The 19,552-nt window shown below is 62.4% G+C and carries 17 protein-coding genes; 12 read left to right on the plus strand and 5 right to left on the minus strand.

Annotated features, from left to right (window positions below):
• Positions 1-14: 14 nt before the first annotated feature.
• The 5 genes from HNP98_RS18855 to HNP98_RS18875 all read right to left on the minus strand — a co-directional run bounded on the left by HNP98_RS18855 (position 15) and on the right by HNP98_RS18875 (position 7,420).
• Positions 15-1,265: a hypothetical protein gene (locus tag HNP98_RS18855; protein ID WP_173811738.1), complete on the minus strand. Its 1,251-nt coding sequence runs from the start codon at positions 1,263-1,265 to the stop codon at positions 15-17.
• Positions 1,266-1,354: 89 nt separating this feature from the next.
• Positions 1,355-3,595, minus strand: a complete 2,241-nt coding sequence (locus HNP98_RS18860) for a TonB-dependent receptor (RefSeq protein ID WP_173811739.1) — start codon at positions 3,593-3,595, stop codon at positions 1,355-1,357.
• A 535-nt stretch (positions 3,596-4,130) separates the two neighbouring features.
• Positions 4,131-4,766 (minus strand): helix-turn-helix domain-containing protein, encoded by a 636-nt coding sequence (locus HNP98_RS18865; protein WP_246275220.1) that lies wholly within the window; start codon positions 4,764-4,766, stop codon positions 4,131-4,133.
• Positions 4,766-5,143: a cupredoxin domain-containing protein gene (locus HNP98_RS18870; protein WP_173811740.1), complete on the minus strand. Its 378-nt coding sequence runs from the start codon at positions 5,141-5,143 to the stop codon at positions 4,766-4,768. The genes HNP98_RS18865 and HNP98_RS18870 overlap by 1 nt, the downstream gene beginning before the upstream one ends.
• A gap of 12 nt (positions 5,144-5,155) precedes the next feature.
• Complete coding sequence (locus HNP98_RS18875) at positions 5,156-7,420, minus strand: heavy metal translocating P-type ATPase (protein WP_173811741.1); 2,265 nt, start codon at positions 7,418-7,420, stop codon at positions 5,156-5,158.
• 412 nt (positions 7,421-7,832) lie between these two features.
• Here HNP98_RS18875 and HNP98_RS18880 point away from each other — a divergent pair, with 412 nt between their 5' ends.
• From HNP98_RS18880 to HNP98_RS18935, 12 genes are all read left to right on the plus strand, one after another.
• Positions 7,833-8,318, plus strand: a complete 486-nt coding sequence (locus HNP98_RS18880) for a hypothetical protein (protein WP_173811742.1) — start codon at positions 7,833-7,835, stop codon at positions 8,316-8,318.
• Positions 8,319-8,605: 287 nt separating this feature from the next.
• Positions 8,606-9,262 (plus strand): helix-turn-helix domain-containing protein, encoded by a 657-nt coding sequence (locus HNP98_RS18885; RefSeq protein ID WP_173811743.1) that lies wholly within the window; start codon positions 8,606-8,608, stop codon positions 9,260-9,262.
• A 48-nt stretch (positions 9,263-9,310) separates the two neighbouring features.
• Positions 9,311-9,646: a four-helix bundle copper-binding protein gene (locus HNP98_RS18890; RefSeq protein WP_173811744.1), complete on the plus strand. Its 336-nt coding sequence runs from the start codon at positions 9,311-9,313 to the stop codon at positions 9,644-9,646.
• Between the two features lie 188 nt (positions 9,647-9,834).
• Complete coding sequence (locus HNP98_RS18895) at positions 9,835-10,563, plus strand: cupin domain-containing protein (RefSeq protein WP_173811745.1); 729 nt, start codon at positions 9,835-9,837, stop codon at positions 10,561-10,563.
• Between the two features lie 140 nt (positions 10,564-10,703).
• Positions 10,704-11,324, plus strand: a complete 621-nt coding sequence (locus HNP98_RS18900) for a hypothetical protein (protein ID WP_173811746.1) — start codon at positions 10,704-10,706, stop codon at positions 11,322-11,324.
• Positions 11,325-11,349: 25 nt separating this feature from the next.
• Positions 11,350-11,796 (plus strand): hypothetical protein, encoded by a 447-nt coding sequence (locus HNP98_RS18905; RefSeq protein ID WP_173811747.1) that lies wholly within the window; start codon positions 11,350-11,352, stop codon positions 11,794-11,796.
• Positions 11,797-12,163: 367 nt separating this feature from the next.
• Positions 12,164-12,760, plus strand: a complete 597-nt coding sequence (locus HNP98_RS18910) for a hypothetical protein (protein WP_173811748.1) — start codon at positions 12,164-12,166, stop codon at positions 12,758-12,760.
• A 126-nt stretch (positions 12,761-12,886) separates the two neighbouring features.
• Positions 12,887-13,480, plus strand: coding sequence for a hypothetical protein (locus HNP98_RS18915; RefSeq protein WP_173811749.1), 594 nt, complete (start codon positions 12,887-12,889; stop codon positions 13,478-13,480).
• A gap of 119 nt (positions 13,481-13,599) precedes the next feature.
• Entirely contained in the window at positions 13,600-16,071 is a 2,472-nt protein-coding gene (locus HNP98_RS18920) for a multicopper oxidase domain-containing protein (RefSeq protein WP_173811750.1), read from the plus strand.
• 98 nt (positions 16,072-16,169) lie between these two features.
• Entirely contained in the window at positions 16,170-16,550 is a 381-nt protein-coding gene (locus HNP98_RS18925; protein ID WP_173811751.1) for a DUF6799 domain-containing protein, read from the plus strand.
• 201 nt (positions 16,551-16,751) lie between these two features.
• Entirely contained in the window at positions 16,752-16,961 is a 210-nt protein-coding gene (locus tag HNP98_RS18930; protein ID WP_173811752.1) for a heavy-metal-associated domain-containing protein, read from the plus strand.
• Positions 16,962-17,375: 414 nt separating this feature from the next.
• Positions 17,376-19,358 (plus strand): heavy metal translocating P-type ATPase, encoded by a 1,983-nt coding sequence (locus HNP98_RS18935; RefSeq protein ID WP_246275224.1) that lies wholly within the window; start codon positions 17,376-17,378, stop codon positions 19,356-19,358.
• Positions 19,359-19,552: the final 194 nt, after the last annotated feature.

Raw genomic sequence — 19,552 nt, forward strand, 5'->3', positions numbered from 1 at the left:
CACAACTGCCTGCATTAAGAAACCGACCGCGCAATCTTGCGCATCGCCGCCGGCGAGTCGCCAAACTTGCACAGCGCCTCGCAGTGCTGACGCAACTCCGAGAACAGGATATAGTGGATAGTCGCGCCGGCGGCCCGGATGGCGGGGCGCGAAAGCTGCGCCTGCACCTCCTTCTCGCGGGCATCGGGCACCACCAGGTACAGCGCCGTTTCATGCTCGGGCATCGAAAAGGCCAAATCCGTCAACCGCAGAATGCCGCTGTAGATGCTGGTGCTTTTCTCCACCTCAAAGGCCGCTACCACCCGGCTGGTGCCGGGGGCGAACCACACAATGTCAATCAGGCGGATGGTGCTGGCCACGTCGGCCGGCACGGGTAGCTCGGGGTGCTTGTCGAGGCACAGAAACGAGAGCTTCTGGCCGCCGCAGAGGCGGTTGCGGTCGTTAATGGCCGTCGTCACGTCGCAGCCCAGCACCTTGCCAATGCGCAGCAGGTGGTGCTGCATCTCGGTGTGCTGGTTTTCCTCCTGGGCTTCGGTCTGGACCTCTTTGTGGCGTTTCTGGGCCTGCTGCTGGTACTTGTCGCGGTCCTCATCGGTGGCAAACTGCTGGTCGCCGGCAATCATCTTCTTCACGCCCACGTCGAAGAGCAGACCACTCAGAGCCCCGTAATCGAGGCTCAAGTGCTGGCGGTGCTCCTGGTTGAGGTCGCGCAGCCGGGCGCGCATCCGCAGGTACTCGGACCAGGACCCCAGCTTGATTTTCTCCCCAAACAGGGCATTAAACCCGTTGACGATGGCCGTGTTACAGGGCGGCATCAAGGTGGGATGCAGGAAATAAAGGATGCTGGCCACAGCCGGCCCCAATCCCTTAATTTTGCGGCGGTCGAGGATATCAATTTCGCGCAGTAGCTGCTGCTCGGTGGTGGCCGCTAAGCAGCTTTCCAGGAATTGTCCGAAGGCGCGCTTGTTGTCCTCGTGCTCGTAGATGTCGGGGATGCGCAGCTTAGGCTTCCAATAGAAGGGGTGGGCCGCGCCCTGGAACACCTGTTTTTGCTCGCTGATGACACTGAGCACAAATTCGAGTGAAGTGCCCTTAAAGTCGTTGCCAAAACTGCCCGCCTTGATGTCCTTCACCACCTGCTGCACCCCGCGCCGGATGGAACGGAAGGCTTTCAGCCGCTCCTCGTTGTTGATGAACCAAGTGTTGTAAACGGACTCGGAATCAGCCTTGTATTGCTGGATAAGCGGCGGTAGCGCGGCAGACATAAAGTGGGGTGGGATATATGAAACCACTAAGATGCGCACAACCCTAGGGTCTGCCACCCGGCCAGCCAAATCCGGCAAGTCACAGGCAGTTAAAATCCCGTGGCCCCAAACCGCCAGTTCAGCGACAGATTGACTACCCGGCCCTCCACCGGGGCCCACAACTCGCGAAAAACCGGGTTGCCAGCGGGAGGCAGAACCACCTGCTCGCGGCGGGTCTGGCGGTAATCCAGCAGGTTTTCCCCGTTGAGCACCAGCGTCCAGGGGCCCAGCCGGTAGCGCAGCAATGCGGCCAGGATGGGGTAGCCGGGCGTCGGGGTGCCGTCGGCGCGGTACTGCTGGCCGGTGTAGGAAGCCTCCAGGCCCGCCCCGAAATTGTCGGTCACCTCCACCGTGCCCACGGCGGCAAACTTGTGGCGGGCCGCCAGCTCAACGTGGGGATTCACCGGGTCGTACTGCCGGCGGGCATCGGTAAAGACGTAGCCCAGGTAGAGTTCCGTTTCATCGAGGCGCAAGCGCAGGTAGGTTTCCAGGCCCTGGGTCACGACGGGGGCCGCCGCGTTCCGCCAGCTCAGCGGGCCACTGCCGGGCAGGTAGGTGCCACTGCCGGCTGTGCCGTCGGGCAACACCAACGGGTGTTGCAGGCGGGTGTAGAAAAACGATTGGTTGAGGCTGATAACCAGCGATTCGCCCTCGTCGTCAAACCCCGGAATGACGCGCTGGTAGTTTAGGTCGCCGTTGAGCCCCTGCGACGTTTCGGCTCGCAGCCCTTGCAGCGGCTGAATCTGCGGGTACTCCCGTTCGTCGAGGCTGTTCACGTAGGGCACGGGCACCCGGTAGCCCAGGCCGCCGTTGAGGCGCGCCGTCAACGCATCGGTTAGCCTATAAAGGATGGCCAGCCGCGGCAAGGGAAACGTGCCGTAAGTGGTGTGGCGGTCGAGGCGGAAACCGGCCTGCACGTTGAGCCGGGCGGCCGGGTGCCAGTCGTCCTGCGCAAACGCGCCAAGCGTGGCGTAGGTGTACGGGCTCCGCAACGGGGTAGGGCTACCGGCGGCGGCCTGTAGCTGTTCGCCGTTGGCATTCAGCCCAACTACCAGCGTGTGCTGCTGCCCCAGCGGGTGCAGGTAGCTGGCCTCTGTGTAATAGCTGGTTTGTTGGGCCCGGAAGCCAACCGTATTGGTGGCCACGGTGCGGTCAAAGCTGGTACCAGTACCCTTGAGTGTGAGCCGTCCCGCGCCGAGGCTATCCTGGGTGTAAACGGCGTCGAGAGTGTGGCGCTGACTGGTATTGGTGACGAAATAGGCGTGGCCCAGGGCCGGGTCGGGCCCGTCGCGCAAGACGGTTTGGTCGCCGCCCTGCCGGCTGTCGAAGGTGCCCGTGTAGCCCACGGCCAACTGGCTATGGGCGGTGGGGTAGTAAAACAGCCGTGGGTGCAGGGTGAGGCTGCGCACGCGGGGCACGTCCACGAAGCCGTCGCCGTCCACGTCCACGGCCTGCTGCCGGGTAAGGCCGCCGAAGAACGAGTAGCCCCAGCGCGCCCCCCGCTGCGCGGCAAAGCCGGTGAGGTTGGTTTCGCGCAGCGTGGTTTGGTTGAGTGTAGCCGTAAACTGGGGGGTGCCAAGCGTAGGGGTTTTGCTCACCAGGTTCACCAGGCCCCCGATGGCCCCACCGCCGTAGAGCGTGGAGTTCGAGCCTTTGAGCAATTCGACCTGGCGCAGGTCAAGGGGCGGAATGGCCAGCAGGCCAAAGCTGCCCGCGAAGCCCCCGTAGAGTGGCAGGCCGTCGCGCAGAATCTGGGTGTACTGCCCTTGCAGGCCCTGAATGCGCAGGTCGGCATTGCCGGTAGTCGGGGAGGTGGGCTGCACCTGGGTGCCGGCAATGTCGCCGAGCAGGCTGGCAATGTTGCCGGGCTTGATACCGCCCTCCTCGCGCATCTCCTCTTCGCCCAGCACCTCGATGCGTTCGGGCTGGTCTTCGATACGGGAATTCGTGCGGGTGGCCGTCACAACAACTTCTTCGATTGCGGCCGCACTGGCCGCCAGTTCCACCACCAGGGGCTCGGTTGTGGGTTGCGGGAGCACCAGCGACAAGGTGCGCGGGGTATAGCCCAGACTGGAAAATACTGCCCGGTGGCGGCCAGCGGGTAGCCCCGGCAAAGTGGCTTGGCCCACCGCGTCGGTAGCCGTTCCTAATTTAAGCTCTGGTATAGTGACCGTTACCCCCGGCAACGGCAAATGGGTACGCGCATCGCGCACGCGCACGCGCAGTGGGCTTTGGGCCACGGCGGTACCGGCGCTGCTCAGCAGCAGCGCCATAAAAACGAGAGATTTCACGAGAGAGTAGGACGCACTGCGTCCAGAAAGCGGAAGAACTGGCAGGCACTACCCGGCGGGACTTTCCAGCGCCGGGCTTCGGGCATCTACTAGTTTTCAGACTTGCTGCACCCCGCACCTTAGCCAGCGGCGGAGCAGCGGGGGTAGGGGTAACAAACCGCGCGACGCCTGGGCCGCCAGCCGGCGCTGCCAGCAGAACAGCGGCGGACAGTAACCGCCCGAACTACGGGGCACGGACACCGCCGGCTGTTGCGTTGGGGCCGCCACCACGACCGCACCGGGAGCGGCTACGTACTCCTGAATGCCGCGCGCATAGTATGCCCGGGCATCTTCCGCGTCGGTCTGGCATACGGTATCGAGGTAAAAAATACCCAACAACAGCGTAAGCAGACGGAGTAGAGAACGGACAGGCACAGGCAGCCAGTGAAATACGGGGCAAAAATAGTCCTTCTAACCCCTAGACAGTGGATTTCCCGGTAGTTTGCCAGAAAGGACCGTCCGAAAAACCGTAAGTAACCGGAAGCCGACGGACACCCTAAATCAGCGAGTCCAAGCTGCGGCGGGCGTGGCTGGCGGGCCCCAGGCGCTGAAACTCGGTCGGGGTGAGGCCCGTCACCTGCCGGAACTGCCGCGAGAGGTGCGCCGGGCTGCTGTAGCCCAGCAGCTCGGCCACGCCGGCAATGGGCAGCTCGTCGTAGCCAATCAACTCCTTGGCCCGCTCCACCTTCTGGCGAATGATGAACTTCTCAATCGTTAGGCCTTCGGCAGCGGAGAATAAGTGGGAAAGGTAGTGGTAGTCCTTGCCCAGGTGCTCGACCAGGTAATCGGAGTAGTTGAGCAGGCGCGGGCCGGGCGGGGGGTAGTGAATCAGGGCGACTAGCAAGGTTTTGATGCGGTCCACCAGCTGGTCGCGCGCATCCTCCAGCAGTTCAAACCCCGCGTCGTGCAAGCGGCGGCGGATGGCGGCCCAATCGAGGGACGTGCCATCGGGCATGGATATGTCGGCCTCGCCCAGCGCCACGCGGTGTACCTGCAAGCCCAGGGCCGCCAGGTCTTCGCCCACCACCCGGATGCACTGGGGGCAGACCATGTTCTTAATCAGCAGCCGGTGCGAGCCCGGCGGCGGTAGGACGTGGGCAATGCTGACATCGGCTTTCATGGGATGCGTCATTATTTCACCACTAAGCTACCCCGCAGCATGCCCATGCCGCAGGTGAACGGGAACGTACCGGCCTTTTCGGGCAGTAGCTCCACCAGCGTCGTTTTAAAGGCTGGCAAGTCGCGGCGGATGCTGAAATCGGGTAGAAGCAACTCCTCTGAGCAGCTATTTTCCTCGTCCCGGTAGAAGCTTAGCTGCACGGGTTTGCCTTTTTCTACTTCAATGATGTCGGGCGAGTAGCCGCCTTTTACAGTGATGGCCACCTCCTGCACACCGCTGGAGGACGAAACGGCGCTGGCCGCCTGGCGAGCCGAAAAGAAGAAGTACCACAGCACAAAGGCCGCCAGGCCCAGCCCAACTACGGTAACGATAATGGCGGTTGAATCCATAAGTAGCAAGGGTTAGTGGTTGTCGAAAGAGCGCAGGCGCAGCGAGTTGGTCAGCACTGATACCGAGCTGAGGGCCATCGCGCCCGCCGCTAGCATGGGCGAGAGCAGGATGCCGAAGAAGGGGTAGAGCAGCCCGGCCGCGATGGGAATGCCCAACGTATTGTAGATGAAGGCAAAAAACAGGTTTTGCTTGATGGTGCGAATGGTTTGGCGGCTCAGCTCGATGGCCGTGACCACGCCGTGCAGGTCGGAGCGCATGAGGGTGATGCCGGCCGCTTCCATCGCTACATCGGTACCCGAGCCGATGGCCAGTCCGATATCGGCCTGGGCCAGCGCGGGCGCGTCGTTGATGCCGTCGCCGACCATGGCCACGACGCGGCCCTCGCCTTGCAGCTCCTTCACCTTACCGGCCTTGTCGGCCGGGAGCACCTCGGCGAAGTAGCGCGTGATACCCACCTGGCCCGCCACCTGGGCAGCCGTCTGGGGGTTGTCGCCCGTCATCATCACCACTTCAATGCCCAGGGCCTGGAGCTTTTGGATGGCGGCGGCCGAGGTGTCGCGCACCGTGTCGGCCACACCCACCAGGCCCACGGCCTGCCCGGCCACGGCCACGTAAAGCAGGGTTTTGGCCTGGCTCAGCAGCTGCTCGGCCTGCGTCGTCAGTTCGGGCGAAAGGGTAACGCCCTCGTCGGTGAGCAGGCGGCGGTTGCCGATGAGCACGGCCTGGCCGTCCACGGTGGCCGCCGCCCCTTTGCCCTCCACGGCCCGGAAGCCGGTAGCCGTCAGTTTATCTCCGCCCTGGTCGTCGGCGTGGCGCACCACGGCCTCAGCCAGCGGGTGTTCGCTCTGGCGCTCCACGGCGGCTACCAGCTGCAACAGGCGCGGGGCATCTTGACCGGGGGCTACAAAGTCCGTCACGGCCGGCTCGCCGCGGGTGATGGTACCGGTTTTGTCGAGCAGCACGGTAGTTACCTGGTAGGCTTTTTCCAGGGCCTCGGCGTTGCGAATCAGCACCCCGTGCTCGGCCCCCTTGCCGGTGCTGACCATAATGGCCGTGGGCGTAGCCAGTCCCAGCGCGCAGGGGCAGGCAATGATGAGCACGGCCACGAAGTTGACCAGCGCCAGCGGCAGGCGCGTGCCCAGCGGGGCCAAATCAAACCATAGCACGAAGGTTAGAAGGGCAATGACGACCACCGTGGGCACGAAAATGGCGCTTACCTTGTCGGCCAGCCGCTGAATGGGGGCCCGGCTGCCCTGGGCGTCTTCCACCAGCTGCACAATCTGCGAGAGCATGGTGTCGGCCCCAACTTTGGTTACTTCAAAGCGGAAGGAGCCGGTCTTATTAAGGGTGGCCCCGAACACCGGGTCGCCGGTTTGCTTCGTCACGGGCAGGCTCTCACCGGTGAGCATAGCCTCATCGAGCGACGACTGGCCTTCGGTGATGCGGCCATCAGTGGCCACCTTTTCGCCGGGACGCACCACCACAATATCGCCGAGCTGCACCTGCTCGATGGGCACATCGATTTCCTGGCCACCGGGACGCACTACGCGGGCCGTTTTGGCTTGCAGGCCGATGAGCGACTTCATAGCGGCCGAGGTCTGGGTTTTGGCGCGCAGCTCCAGCACCTTGCCCAGCAGAATCAGGGCAATGATGGTGGCGGTGGTGTCGTAGTACACCTCGGGCACGAGGCCCCGGCTGGTGAAAAAGCCGGGCGCCACGGTGGCCACCAGGCTGTAGCCAAACGCCGCGCCGGTGCCCACGGCGATGAGCGTATCCATGTTGGCCGACCGGTGCCGGAAGCCGTTCCAGGCCGACGCGTAGAACTCGCGCCCGCTGTAGCCCAGCACGGGCAGCGTGAGCAGCAGCAGCAGGTAATTAAGCCACTGCGTATTCACGCGCTGCATCAGGGCGGGCCAAAGCATCAGCATGCTCAGGGGCATGATGAGGACCACCAGGCCCACGGCCACCCCGAAGCGGCGCTTGAGCTGCTGGTAGGCCAGGGCCTTCTGACGGTCGATTTCGGCGCTGCGCTCGGCGGCACTGGTGTCGGGGGCCCGCTCTAGCACGCTGTAGCCCGCATTCACGACGGCTTCCTTCAGGGTGGCCGGGCTGGCCTGGCCGGGCACGTACTGCACGGTGGCCTTTTCGGTGGCGAAATTGACCAGTGCGCGCTGCACACCGGGGGCCCGGCTCAGCGACTTTTCTACGGCCGAGGCGCACGAGGCGCAGGTCATGCCTTCGATGTCGAGGGTTTCGGTTTTGGTAGTTGGTTCCATAACAGCAGGTTACTACGTGGCTGCCGGGCCCAAACACTCAAAAGAGCAAGCCCACAACCACCCTGCAAAGGAACGGCGCTCCCCCAGCGAAGTTGGTACTGAATAACGCCGCAGAATTGCATAATTTGACGGGCAGTAGCGCCATTCTCAGCTGGTTAAATCCCAGTTTATTTGTCGTTGCTCGCCGCTACGAACTCATAAAATCCGGCTGCGCACTTGCATAATCCTGGCAACGAATAGTGTTTGGCCACAGCCCATTACCCTTGCGGAATGGCCTAAAAAACAACCCAGTGCCGCATTTTCCTCCGTTTTACTCCCCCTGGTAGCCGGGCGCGAAACCCTTTGCGGGTTGTGTAGTTGACCAAATGAGCCTTCTCCTCACCGGAGCCAGGCCTATTTTTGCGGTTGTTTCGTGCCCGTCATGTTCCGTACTCTGTTCCCCTTCCGCCGTTTGCTGGCGATGAGCTTTCTGCTCGTCTTCGTCAACGTGTTCGTGGGGCAGTGCTGGTGCGCCACGGTAAACCCGGTGCCCGTGGCCCCGCATGCGGCGGGCCTGGCGCACCACAAAGCCGCCGAAAAGCCCGCGCATCCGGGCTGCCACGGCCACGGCGACCCAGCGGAACACCCCGGCAAGCATAAGGGCCATTCGCCTAAATCGACCACCCACCACGACTGCTGCAAGGACAAGTCGGCCTCGCTGCTTTCGTCGCTGAACTCGCCGGGGCAGAAGCAGCTGCTTCTGCCCGCCCCGGCCGTGTTACCGACGGCAATTGCGTTTCATTTCCGGTCCCAGGCCGGCCCGTGGGACCGCACCCAAGCGGTTACGTTGGTGCCACCCCGGCATTTAAAGCCCAAAATACCCGACATCCGCATTTTCGTTCAGTCGCTGACTGTCTGATTTTTCTGACGCGCTGAGGCTCGCGCCGGCATAGCTCCGCTATGGCCGGCGCGAGCCTTTTCGTTTGCTCGTCGGCGTGGCCTGACCACACGCCCTCCCTCACATTTTCGGGTCTTCCCTCCGCGCTACTAGGCCTACGCCACGTTGCGGCTGCCATTGGTTTCGTGCTCGGGCAGCCATGACCTGCCTAGGCTTTACCGCCCAATGCCCGGGCGGCCAAGGAAGCGGAAGCCTGGCTGCCTCTGTGCCGGCCGGAATCCGGTGGCACCCGCCCTTAAAAATCAATCATGTCTCCTGACCATTCCCTCACGTCCGACAGTGGCGGCTGCGTGCTTTACATTAAGTACATGGTTTGCTCGCGCGGTATTCGCGTTGTGCGGTGCGAATTAGAAAGCCTGGGGCTGCGGGTGCTCGCCGTGCGCCTGGGGGCGGCTACCGTGGCGGGCCCGGCCCAGGAGCTGGACTGGGTGCACATTCGGGCCGCGCTGGCAGCGGCCGGGTTTGCGCTGCTGGAAAATCCGCAGCACGTGCTGGCCGCGCGGGTCAAACGGGTGGTCAACGAGTTGCTGCGCCGCCCCGGCACGCTTCGGCACCCCGATTTCATTCCTACGCTGGCGCAGGAGGTGGGCGTAAGTGCGCGTCAGCTGCACCGCCTGTTTGCCCGGCTGCCCGGCCACGAGAGCCTACTCAGCTACGTCACGCACCAGCGGCTGGCTTACGCGCAGGAGTTGCTGGGCGCTTCCCCGCTGGGCATCGGCCGGCTGGCCCGGCTACTGGGCTACGGCAGCCTGGCACACTTTTCCGGGCAGTTTCGGCGGTTTGCGCGGTGCGCCCCGTCCGCGTACCGGCAGCAGCTGCTTTCCACCGCCGAAGCGGCCGCGCTGGATGCGGAGGCACCAAATAGTGCAAGCCGACGGGCGAATAACGTAAAACCGAGGGGGTAGGGGCCGGGTATACCAAGGGGAAATTATCCACCGCCAACTCCTTTTCCCATGCCTACTCAAAACCAATCCTTGCTCGACGCCCTCAACGCCTGCGTGGCGGCCTGCGAACACTGCGCCACCGCCTGCCTGCAAGAAGACGATGTAAAGATGATGGTTGGCTGCATCCGCCTCGACCGGGACTGCGCCGACATCTGCGCCCTCACGGCCCGCTTCGTGGCCCGCGATTCCGCCCATGCCCAACACCTGCTAAAAGAGTGCGCCGAAATCTGCAAGGCTTGCGGCGATGAGTGCGAGAAGCACGGGGCCCACATGCAGCATTGCCAGGAGTGCGCCGTGGCCTGCCGCCGCTGCGAGGAAGCCTGCCGAGCGGGTTTGGCTGCCTAGTCCAATGGCAAAAAGAAGCTTGTGAGCGACTACCGCAAGCGCTTTGCCAACGGGGGCTCTGCTTACGCTTGACCACTCGTACTGCGGATGCCATCGTAGGCAAAAAGCTCAAGTAGCCAAGCCACCGGGGCCACCGGTATCTCGGCCTTGCCCAGTTTCACCCTTTGCGCCCGGCAGCTATGATACCCATGACCACTGTTTCCGAGGTGTTAGACCAGCTAAATAAGGAGGGTTACACCGTCGACTTCAACTTACGGGACGACTGCCTGATGGGCCCCGGCGATGCCATCCAGCTTTACCCGGATGATTTTCAGGTGGATAGGCACTACCGCTTTGAAGGCCCGTCGGCCCCCGGCGACGGAGCCGTGGTGTACGCCATTTCCTCGCTCCAATACGGCGTGAAAGGCACCCTGGTGAACGGCTACGGGATTTCCAGCGAGGCCCTGAACACGGAGATGGTGAAAGCCCTGCAAAAGCATCCTATTTTCTACGCTTCGCCCGAGGAAACGGCGGGCCCACTGGAAAAATCGAACGAGGCCACGCCGCAGCGCCCGGCCGGCACCCGCCCGCTGAACGCGCCCCTGCTGGTGCTCGACCTACCCCAGGCCCAGGCGCAAATCAAGCAGGAGTCGGCCTGGCACCGCAGCGACCGGAACGCCCTGACGCTGCTCCAGGCCGACGGGCTGCGCCTGGTGCTGATAGCCCTGCACGCAGGCGCGGAGATGAAAACGCACGCTGCCCCCGGCATCATCAGCGTGCAGGTGCTGGAAGGCCACCTCGGTTTTCAGGCGGAGGGGCAGACGGTGGAACTGAAACCCGGGCAGTTGCTGACACTGCAAGCCAACCTGCCGTACAGCGTGGCGGCCCGGCAGGAATCGGTGTTTCTGCTCACCATGGCTAACCCTGCCGCTAAGTAGTAGCTGGCGAATGCAGCGCGGGTTCCCCCTTGGCAAAGGTCAGGCAATGCGGTGATTCTTATCATGGGAAGGGCAGCAAGTCGCGGGGACTTTTGTGGCAGGCTGGTTTTCTAACCTGTTTCCCCGCTACCGCGACCCCAATGACGATTCTATCCCCTGGCATGTTTGTGGTGCCGACAATAGCGTTGGCAGTTGCAGGGATATTCTGCATCTACTTTGTAAAAAGAGCGCCCGACCGCAGCGCGTTCAAGCGGTTCATCGGCTGCGCACTGGTGCTGGCTTTTGCGCTGAATTTCAGTTGGGAGCTGAGCCATTGCCCATTGTACGAAGGCTGCGGCTATGACCCGCGGCACGTCGCTTTTTTAGCCCTGGCAGCGCTGGCGGATGCCGTCATGGCGGCGTTGCTATACTTGAGTTTGGCGCTCGTGTACCAGGATGGCCTCTGGGTGCGGCAGTTGACGTGGCGACGGGCTTTTTGGCTCGTGATGATTGGAAGTGCCGGAGCCGTGTTAACCGAGATTGTCCACCTGGCGGCGGGAAGCTGGGTTTACACCGACCGCATGCCCCTTCTTCCAGGCCTCGGGGTGGGCTTTTCCCCCGTGCTGCAATTCGCGGTTCTGCCATTCTTGATTTATAGCCTGAGTTTCTTTCTACCTCACGGTGGCCAGAAATATACCTACTGCCCACGAAGCCAATGCCGGACGGTCCAAAGGCACTACAAACCCACATTGCATACAACCAGTCCGGTGTTACATCACTGACCAGTAACTACGTAAACCCTCCCTTATGATTCCCAGCGACGAGTTGTTCGAAGAAGACGGTACGCTGCCCGAAGAGCAGAGCCAGCAAATTGATGCGCCCAACCAGAACCCGACCATTATCATTCCGGCCGGCTACAACGAAGCGCTGGCCCGGGAGCACGCCTACCAGCGCGACCAAAGCAACGGCAAGGAGAGCGACGACGCCAGCGCCCACCGCAGCATGGGGGCCAACAGCTACACCCAGCGCAGCGACCAGAAAGACCAGCTCCAGCACCTGCACATCGGCGGCTCCGAAACCGAGCCCCAGGGCGGCAACAACCACACCACCGCCGGCGAGCACGCCCAGGGCCCCGGCTTCACCGAGGAGGGCAGCTACGAGCTGGGCGCGGGCCTCCGAATGCACGACCAGCAGTTCGGCGATGACCACACCAGCGGTCCGGCCCTGACGCCGCAGGACGAAACGAGCAACTAAGCCCCGCGGGGGTCCGCAGCAGGCTGCCGGCAGGGGATAGCCGCCCAGCACAATCCGCCACCCGATTTCTAGCCAAAGCCCGGTCGTTCAACGGCCGGGCTTTGTCGTTTCTACTGCTTGGTTCTTGCTCCGCTAAGTCCGTTGGCTGGACCCGGCTGCTTGATGCCCCAGGCCTTCGCAAAATGCCTTTTCGGCTGCCGGCCTGTGGATGACGAAAATCATTGATAAGCATGACGATACGCAGAGCCCAGCGGTGGGCTCGCGCCGAATTTTGCAGTGCCTTGCGGGGGCCACCTCCCCGGCCATCAGTTGTCCTGACCCGCGTGGATTTCGCCCCCATTTACACCTGCTTTCAGGCCTATCGCTTATGAAAAAGCTCCTGTTATCCGTCGCCTTACTGGCGGCCCTGCTGCCGGTGGTTGCCCAGTCTCCCGCAAAACCGCCTCTGCGAAGCGGCGTGTACCTCACGGGGGCCGATTTTGAACAAGACAAGCTGACCCTGGAAAGCGACCCGCAGCGGGAAGACCACCGGATTAAGCTGAACGAGTTTTTCAACAAGTCCTACATCACCGTGAGGCACCACGGCGAAACGCACCGATACCAGAAAAAGGAGATTTTCGGGGTGCGGGACGGTGCCGGTACCGATTACCGGCTGGCCGACGGCCTTGATTACAAAGTGCTGAGCAAGGGGCCGATTCTGCTCTACCAGACGCCCCAGCACACCCAGGCGAAGGGGCAGCCGCTGCCTTCGCCCTACTTTTTCAGCGCCGGCCCCGACGCCCCCGTGCAACGCCTGAACCTGGCGGGGCTGCAAAAGGCCTACGCCGGCAACCACACCTTCCTGAGCGCCCTGGACGTGTCGTTTCCCAACGGCACGGACCTGACGGCATACGACGCACACAACGCCCAATACCGAATCAATTACCTCTACCAGAAGTCGTTGCTAAACGCATCGACCCCCTGAGGGCTGCCGGCTCTCCTGCCGGCAAATAATGCCATCCAGGCAACCCGCGCCGCCGGATGCAATGGTTCTGCGACGGTTCCGCCGAATCGGCCGGGGTATTTTTTCCACCTACTAACCTCCCGTACCATGAAAAAGGCACTGTATCTGCTGTCCGTGCTGCTGCTGAGCAGCGCATCGACGCTAACCGCTGGCCGCGCCAAGCCCCCGCACGCGCCCGTCGGCAGCGGGGTGTACCGCAGCGCGAAGGACTTTCAACAGGGAAAAATGTTCCTGCAAGTCAACTGCCAGACGGAAGTCCACCGGATTGAGCTGCACGAGTTCAGCAATAAGTCTTTCATCAACGTCATCCACGAGGGCAAGAAGAACACCCTGCAAAAGAGTGAAATCTTTGGCGTCCGGGACTGCGGCGGCCACGACTTCCGGTTCTTCCAGAACAAAGACTACCAGCTGCTGGAAAACCTCGGGCTGGTCATCTACCAAAAAACGGCCGTCAACCCCGTCGGCGGCGAGGAGTTGGGGAAGCAAATGGATTTCTACTTCAGCACCCAATTGGACGGCCCCATCCAGCCCTTGACCCTGGAGGCCCTTAAACAGGCCACCCCCGGCAACCACGCGTTTCACAACGCCCTGGACGCGCAATTCCAAAACGCGAACGTCGCCGACTACGACGATTTCCACAAGATGTATAAAGTCAACCAGCTGTTGCTAAACGCGAAATAGGCCGGCCACAGCGCCCAGTTCAGCGCCGGAACAGCATAATTTTTTAAGCATATGTCAGCTGAATCCAATTCTGGCATACCCAATGCCCGGCGGGCGGCGGGCACCCCAACAACCCCGACATGAAAGTTAACGCCTTACTCTTTTTTTCGCTGCTGTTGTTGCTCACGGGCCGGCCGGCCCGGGCCCAGACCGATACGACCGTTTATCACTTGACCCTGCGGCAGGAGCCGGTAAACAAGGCCGGCAAAACCGTGACGGGGACGACCGTCAACGGCGGCATTCCCGGCCCCACCCTGCGCTTCAAAGAGGGTGGCTACGCCGTGATTTACGTCAAGAATCAAATGAACGTGGAGGCGTCCGTGCACTGGCACGGGGTCCTGGTGCCCAATTTTTACGATGGCGTGCCTTACCTCACTACGCCGCCCATCAAGCCGGGGCAGGAGCTAAAATACCTGTTTCCCCTCAAGCAGGCCGGCACCTACTGGTACCACGCGCACTCCCTAGAGGAACAAACCGGCGTGTACGGCGGCATCGTCATCGAGCCCCGGCACGAGCGCCTCACCTACGACAAGGACCTGGTGCTGATGCTCTCGGACTGGACGAACCAGAAGCCTAAAGACGTGCTGCGCAACCTCAAGCGGGGCACCGAGTGGTATAACATTGCCAAGGGCACGGCCACGCCGCTCAACCGCGTTATTGCCCGCGGGGCCTTCGGGGCGCAGCTTAACTTCTGGAAGCAGCGCATGGAGAGCTTCGACATTGCCGACGTGTCCTACGACGCCTTCCTGGTAAACGGCCAGCCGGTGCAGCAATACCCGGATTTGAAGCCCGGCGAGCGGGTGCGCCTGCGCATCATCAACGGGGGTACGTCGACGCAGTTCTGGCTGACGTTCGGGGGCGGAGACCCGCTGCTGGTGGCGGCCGACGGGCAGGACGTGGTGCCGGTGAAGCACAACAAAACCTTCATTGCCATCGCCGAAACCTACGATTTCCTGGTCACGATTCCGCCCTCCGGCAAGCTGGAGTTGCGGGCCATGGCGCAGGATGGCTCCGGCACCACCTCAGCGTACCTGGGCACGGGCCCGGTGCTGGCCGCCCCGGTGCTGCCCCGGCCCGACAAAATCGCGCTCATGCAGCAGATGGCCAAAATGGACATGCGCATGGGTGCACCCGCCCTCAAGTTTCGCCCCCACCACGTCGACCCCGAGCAGATGAAGGCCAACTGGGGCATGCAGATGGACAAGCAAGGAACGGATGGGAAAATGGGCGGCATGAACATGGGCGGCGGCAAGAAGATGGCTGACATGGACATGGGCGGCGATAAGAAAATGGCTGGCATCAAGATGGACGACCAGCCTACCTCATCTAAGCCCGGTATGGCCGGCATGAAGATGGATGGTATGAAAATGCCCGCCGACTCGGCCCACGCCGGACACGGTATGTTGATGAACGGCAGGAAGATGGGTACCGATAAGCCGATGGCCGGGATGAATATGGAAGCTAGTAAGGCGAAGGCTGGAATGGACATGGGCGGCATGGATATGTTCGCCGAGTACAACTACGACTTCTTGCGGTCCCCGCAGAAAACGGCCTACGCCGACAACCTGCCCGTGCGCAACGTCCTGCTCAACCTCACCGGCAACATGCAGCGCTACATCTGGAGTATGAACGGCGTGCCCTTATCGGAAGCAGACGAAATTCCCATCCGAGTCAACCAGGTTACCCGCATCACCTTCAACAACCTGACGATGATGCACCACCCCATGCACCTGCACGGGCACTTTTTTCGGGTTCTCAACGCCAACGGCGCGTACTCGCCCCTGAAGCACACGGTGAACGTGCCGCCCATGCAGCAGGTCACCATCGAGGTGCTGGGCAACGAGTCGGGCGACTGGTTTCTGCACTGCCACGTCCTCTACCACCTGGTGGGCGGCATGGCCCGCGTTGTGAGCTACGGCACGCCCCGCGACCCGCGGATGCAGGGCTTCCCGGCGAGCACGGCGGTGCACGGCACCGACCGGTACTACACCTGGGGCCGCCTCGATGCCGCCTCGCACATGGGCTCGCTAAACCTGATGTCGTCCAACATCCGCAACCAGTTCAACCTGAGCGTGGAGAACGGGTGGAACCGCAACATGGAAACGGAGGCCACCTACGAGCGCTACCTCTACGACTACTTCCGCGTGTTTGGGGGCGTGAACGTGGAGAACTTCCGGCAGCAGCTGCCCGCCCCGCTCACCGAGCCGGGCACCGCGGGCCGGATGGTTACCAAAACCGATGTGAAGGCCGTGGTCGGGGTCCGCTTCCTGACGCCCTACCTGTTCAGCCTCGACGCCCGCATCGACAACCAATTGCGGCCCCGCCTGAGCCTGGGCCGGAAAATTATGGTGCTGCCGCGGCTGCTCGTATCCGGCTATTACGAGTACCAGGCCGACTTCGGGTGGGTGAACACACTGGACAACAACCGCCGCTTTGAGAAAGAAGTCGTCTGGCATACCGGTGCCGACTACCTGCTCTCGCGCAACTTCTCGCTGATGGGCAGCTACGACAACCGCTTCGGGGGCGGCGGGGGCCTCAGCTACCGCTTTTAAGCCCGTAGTCGGCCGGGGCCAGCGTTTAAAACCGGCCACAACCCGAGCCCTCCTGGTCGGCGGCATTTATTTCTTTCTCCCTCAATTTTCCCTTCCCCATGAAAAACGTATTGAAACTATTGCCTGCGCTGCTGCTCAGCGGCGCTTGCCCCCTGGCCCAAGCCCAGACTGCCCCCGCTCCTAAGCCCATGAGTGGCCAAATGCACCACGGCCAAATGGCCAAGGCCGGCTGCACCATGAAAGACGGCAAAATGATGACGATGATGGGCGGCAAGATGATGCCTATGACCAAAGACATGACCATGAGCGACGGCAGCGTCTGCAAGCCCGACGGCACCTGCACCAGGAAAGACGGCACTACCATGACCATGAAGGACGGCCAGTGCATGATGATGAACGGCAAGATAACCACGATGGCGGAAATGCACCAGAATGGCAAAATGAAGGCGGACGCGAAAATGGGCAACATGAAAATGTGACCCAAACAAGGCCAACCGTGCGACAGGGTCTTCCTGAAATTAGGGCAGCCCTGTCCCGCTTTTTAACGCCTCCCGATTCTTTCCCGGTCCCAAATCATGCAAGCCGGCGACGTAATTCTACACCGTTTTAGTAGCACCTGGCGGCCTCTCTGTACGTTCTATTGACACGGACCACCGGTGGTCCCCCTAGTTCCATTCGTCATGAAAACGCTCCAATTTAAAACCAACATCAACTGCGGCGGCTGCATCAAGTCCGTTACGCCTACCCTCAACCAGGAAGCCGGGGCCGGCAACTGGCAGGTGGATACCGCCAACCCCGACAAGATTCTCACGGTCAACTCCGACCAGCTCACTCCCGAGCAAGTCGTGCGGGCCGTAGAGGGGGCCGGCTTCAGGATTCAGGCGGCCTAAGCCCGTTATTTTAACAGCTAAAAGCGCCCGGTAGCACCGGGCGCTTTTGGTTTAGCGGCGGTTCCGTTCCTTCTCCGCTGCTGAATTCGTCGCCAGGGTAGTTAGCCTTACGAAGCATGACAAAGCTCATTCTTCGGGGCTTCACTTGTCATGCCCCCGCGTCCAGCCCCGGTGGACCTTTGCTACCGCTGGTTCTGCGCCCGCTGCTCTTCTCCAACAGTAGTAGGCAGGTAACCCTGTCTTCTAACCTTCCGCATCATGAATAGCCAATCTGAGCCGGCTACCGCCACTCCGCCGCCCGTTGCCCCCGGCGACAAATCGCCGTCCAAGTTGCCAGCGCCGGACCACGCGGGGCACCACGGACCGGCCGCACCCGCGTCGTCACCGGCAGCGCCGGGCGCGGCCCCCAAGCCGATGGACCACGAAAAAATGGACCACAGCAAAATGGCCGGGCACGACCACGGGGCCATGATTGCCGATTTCCTGCGCCGGTTCTGGGTGTGCCTAGCTTTGTCGGTGCCCGTCGTCGCCGGGTCGATGATGCTTCAAAACCTGGTGGGCTACCACTTCACGTTCCCGTACAGCACGCCGGTGCTACTGGCCTTGGCCACCGCTATTTACCTCTACGGCGGGTGGCCGTTCCTCAGCGGCACGGTGGGCGAGTTGCGCAGCCGGCAGCCGGGCATGATGACGCTGGTGGCCGTGGCCATCAGCGTGGCCTACGGCTACAGCGTGGCCGTGACGGTGGGCTGGCTGCGGGGCATGGACCTGTTTCTGGAGTTAGCCACGCTGATTGACATCATGCTGCTGGGCCACTACCTGGAGATGAAGTCGGTGGCCGGGGCCTCGCACGCGCTGGAGCTGCTGGTGCAGCTGCTCCCCGCCGAGGCCCACCAAAAGCAGGGCGATAAAATCAGCGACGTCAAGGTCACGGCCCTGGTGGTCGGCGATGTGGTGCTGGTGCGGCCCGGCGAGCGGATTCCCACCGATGGCGAAGTAACAGACGGTAGCAGCGCCGTGAACGAGAGCATGCTCACGGGGGAAAGCGTGCCGGTGCAGAAGGAAGCGGGCGGCAAGGTCATCGCCGGGGCGGTCAACGGCGAGGGCGCGCTCACCATTCGCGTCACGCACCAGGGGGCCGACAGCTACCTGAGTAAGGTGGTGAAGATGGTCGGCGAGGCCCAAAATACCAAGTCGCAAACCCAGACCCTGGCCGACCGCGCCGCCGGCTGGCTCACGGCGGTGTCGCTGGTGGGCGGCCTCGGCACGCTGGCCGTCTGGTTCTGGCTGGGCAAGGACGCGGCCTTCGCTATCGAGCGCATGGTCACGGTGATGGTCACGGCCTGCCCACATGCGCTGGGCGTGGCCATTCCGCTGGTAGTGGCCATTTCCACGTCCATTTCGGCCAGCAAGGGCCTGCTGATTCGCAACCGCACCGCTTTTGAGGAAGCCCGCAAGATTACGGCCATGGTCTTCGACAAAACCGGCACCCTCACCGAAGGCGCGTTCGGCGTGACCCGCGTTAAAGTGTTGACCGCCGGCTTCGACGAGGCGGCTTTACTGGGCATGACCGCGGCGTTGGAGCAGCAGTCGCAGCACCCCATTGCCCAGGGCATCGTGCGCGAGGCGCACAAAAAAGGGCTTGCCCTGCCCGCCATTCAAGATTTTCAGTCGCTGACGGGCAAGGGCGTATCTGCCACCGTGGCCGGCAAGGCCGTGGTGGTGGCCAGCCCCGGCTACCTCAAAGAAAAGAATATCGCCCTACCCCCCGATGCCGTCAGCAACGGAGCCGAAACGGTGGTGTTCGTGCTACTGGATGGTAAGCTGGCAGGCTACGTGGCCCTGGCCGACCGCATTCGGGACGACTCCAAAGAGGCCGTGCAGCGCCTGCAACAGCAGGGCATTAAGGTGTACATGGCCACCGGCGACAACCAGCAGGTGGCCGACGCCGTGGCCAAAGAATTGGGCCTGGACGGGGTGTACGCCGAGGTGCTGCCCGACCAGAAAGTCAAAATTGTTAAGGACTTGCAGGCCAAAGGCCAGTTCGTGGCCATGACCGGCGACGGCGTGAACGACGCGCCCGCCCTGGCCCAGGCCAACGTGGGCATCGCCGTGGGCTCGGGCACCGACATCGCGGCCGAAACCGCCGACATTATCCTGGTCAACAGCCAGCCCCTGGACATCACCAACCTGGTGGAGTTCGGCAAGGCCACCTACGCCAAGATGATGCAAAACCTGTTTTGGGCCACCGGCTACAACGTCATCGCCCTGCCCCTGGCGGCCGGGGTGCTCTACCCGCACTTCGTGCTCAGCCCAGCCATGGGCGCGGTACTCATGAGCGCGAGCACCGTCATCGTGGCCTTGAACGCGCAGCTACTGCGCCGGTCCCTGAAGTAAGTTATTGCGCTACCTCGCCAGGCGGCAGTTTCTAGCGGCCTACCCCCCCTTGTTTCAGCAGCCAAAAACGCCCGGCATGACCGGGCGTTTTTCGTTTTATAAATGGGTGCAACTAAGCTGAAGCGTACTCGAAATTATGCAACAACCCGTGGGAACAGGGATAAATCTACCCTGCGTCAGGGCCGTAAAATCAA

The organism is Hymenobacter caeli (assembly GCF_013294115.1).
GTDB lineage: Bacteria > Bacteroidota > Bacteroidia > Cytophagales > Hymenobacteraceae > Hymenobacter > Hymenobacter caeli.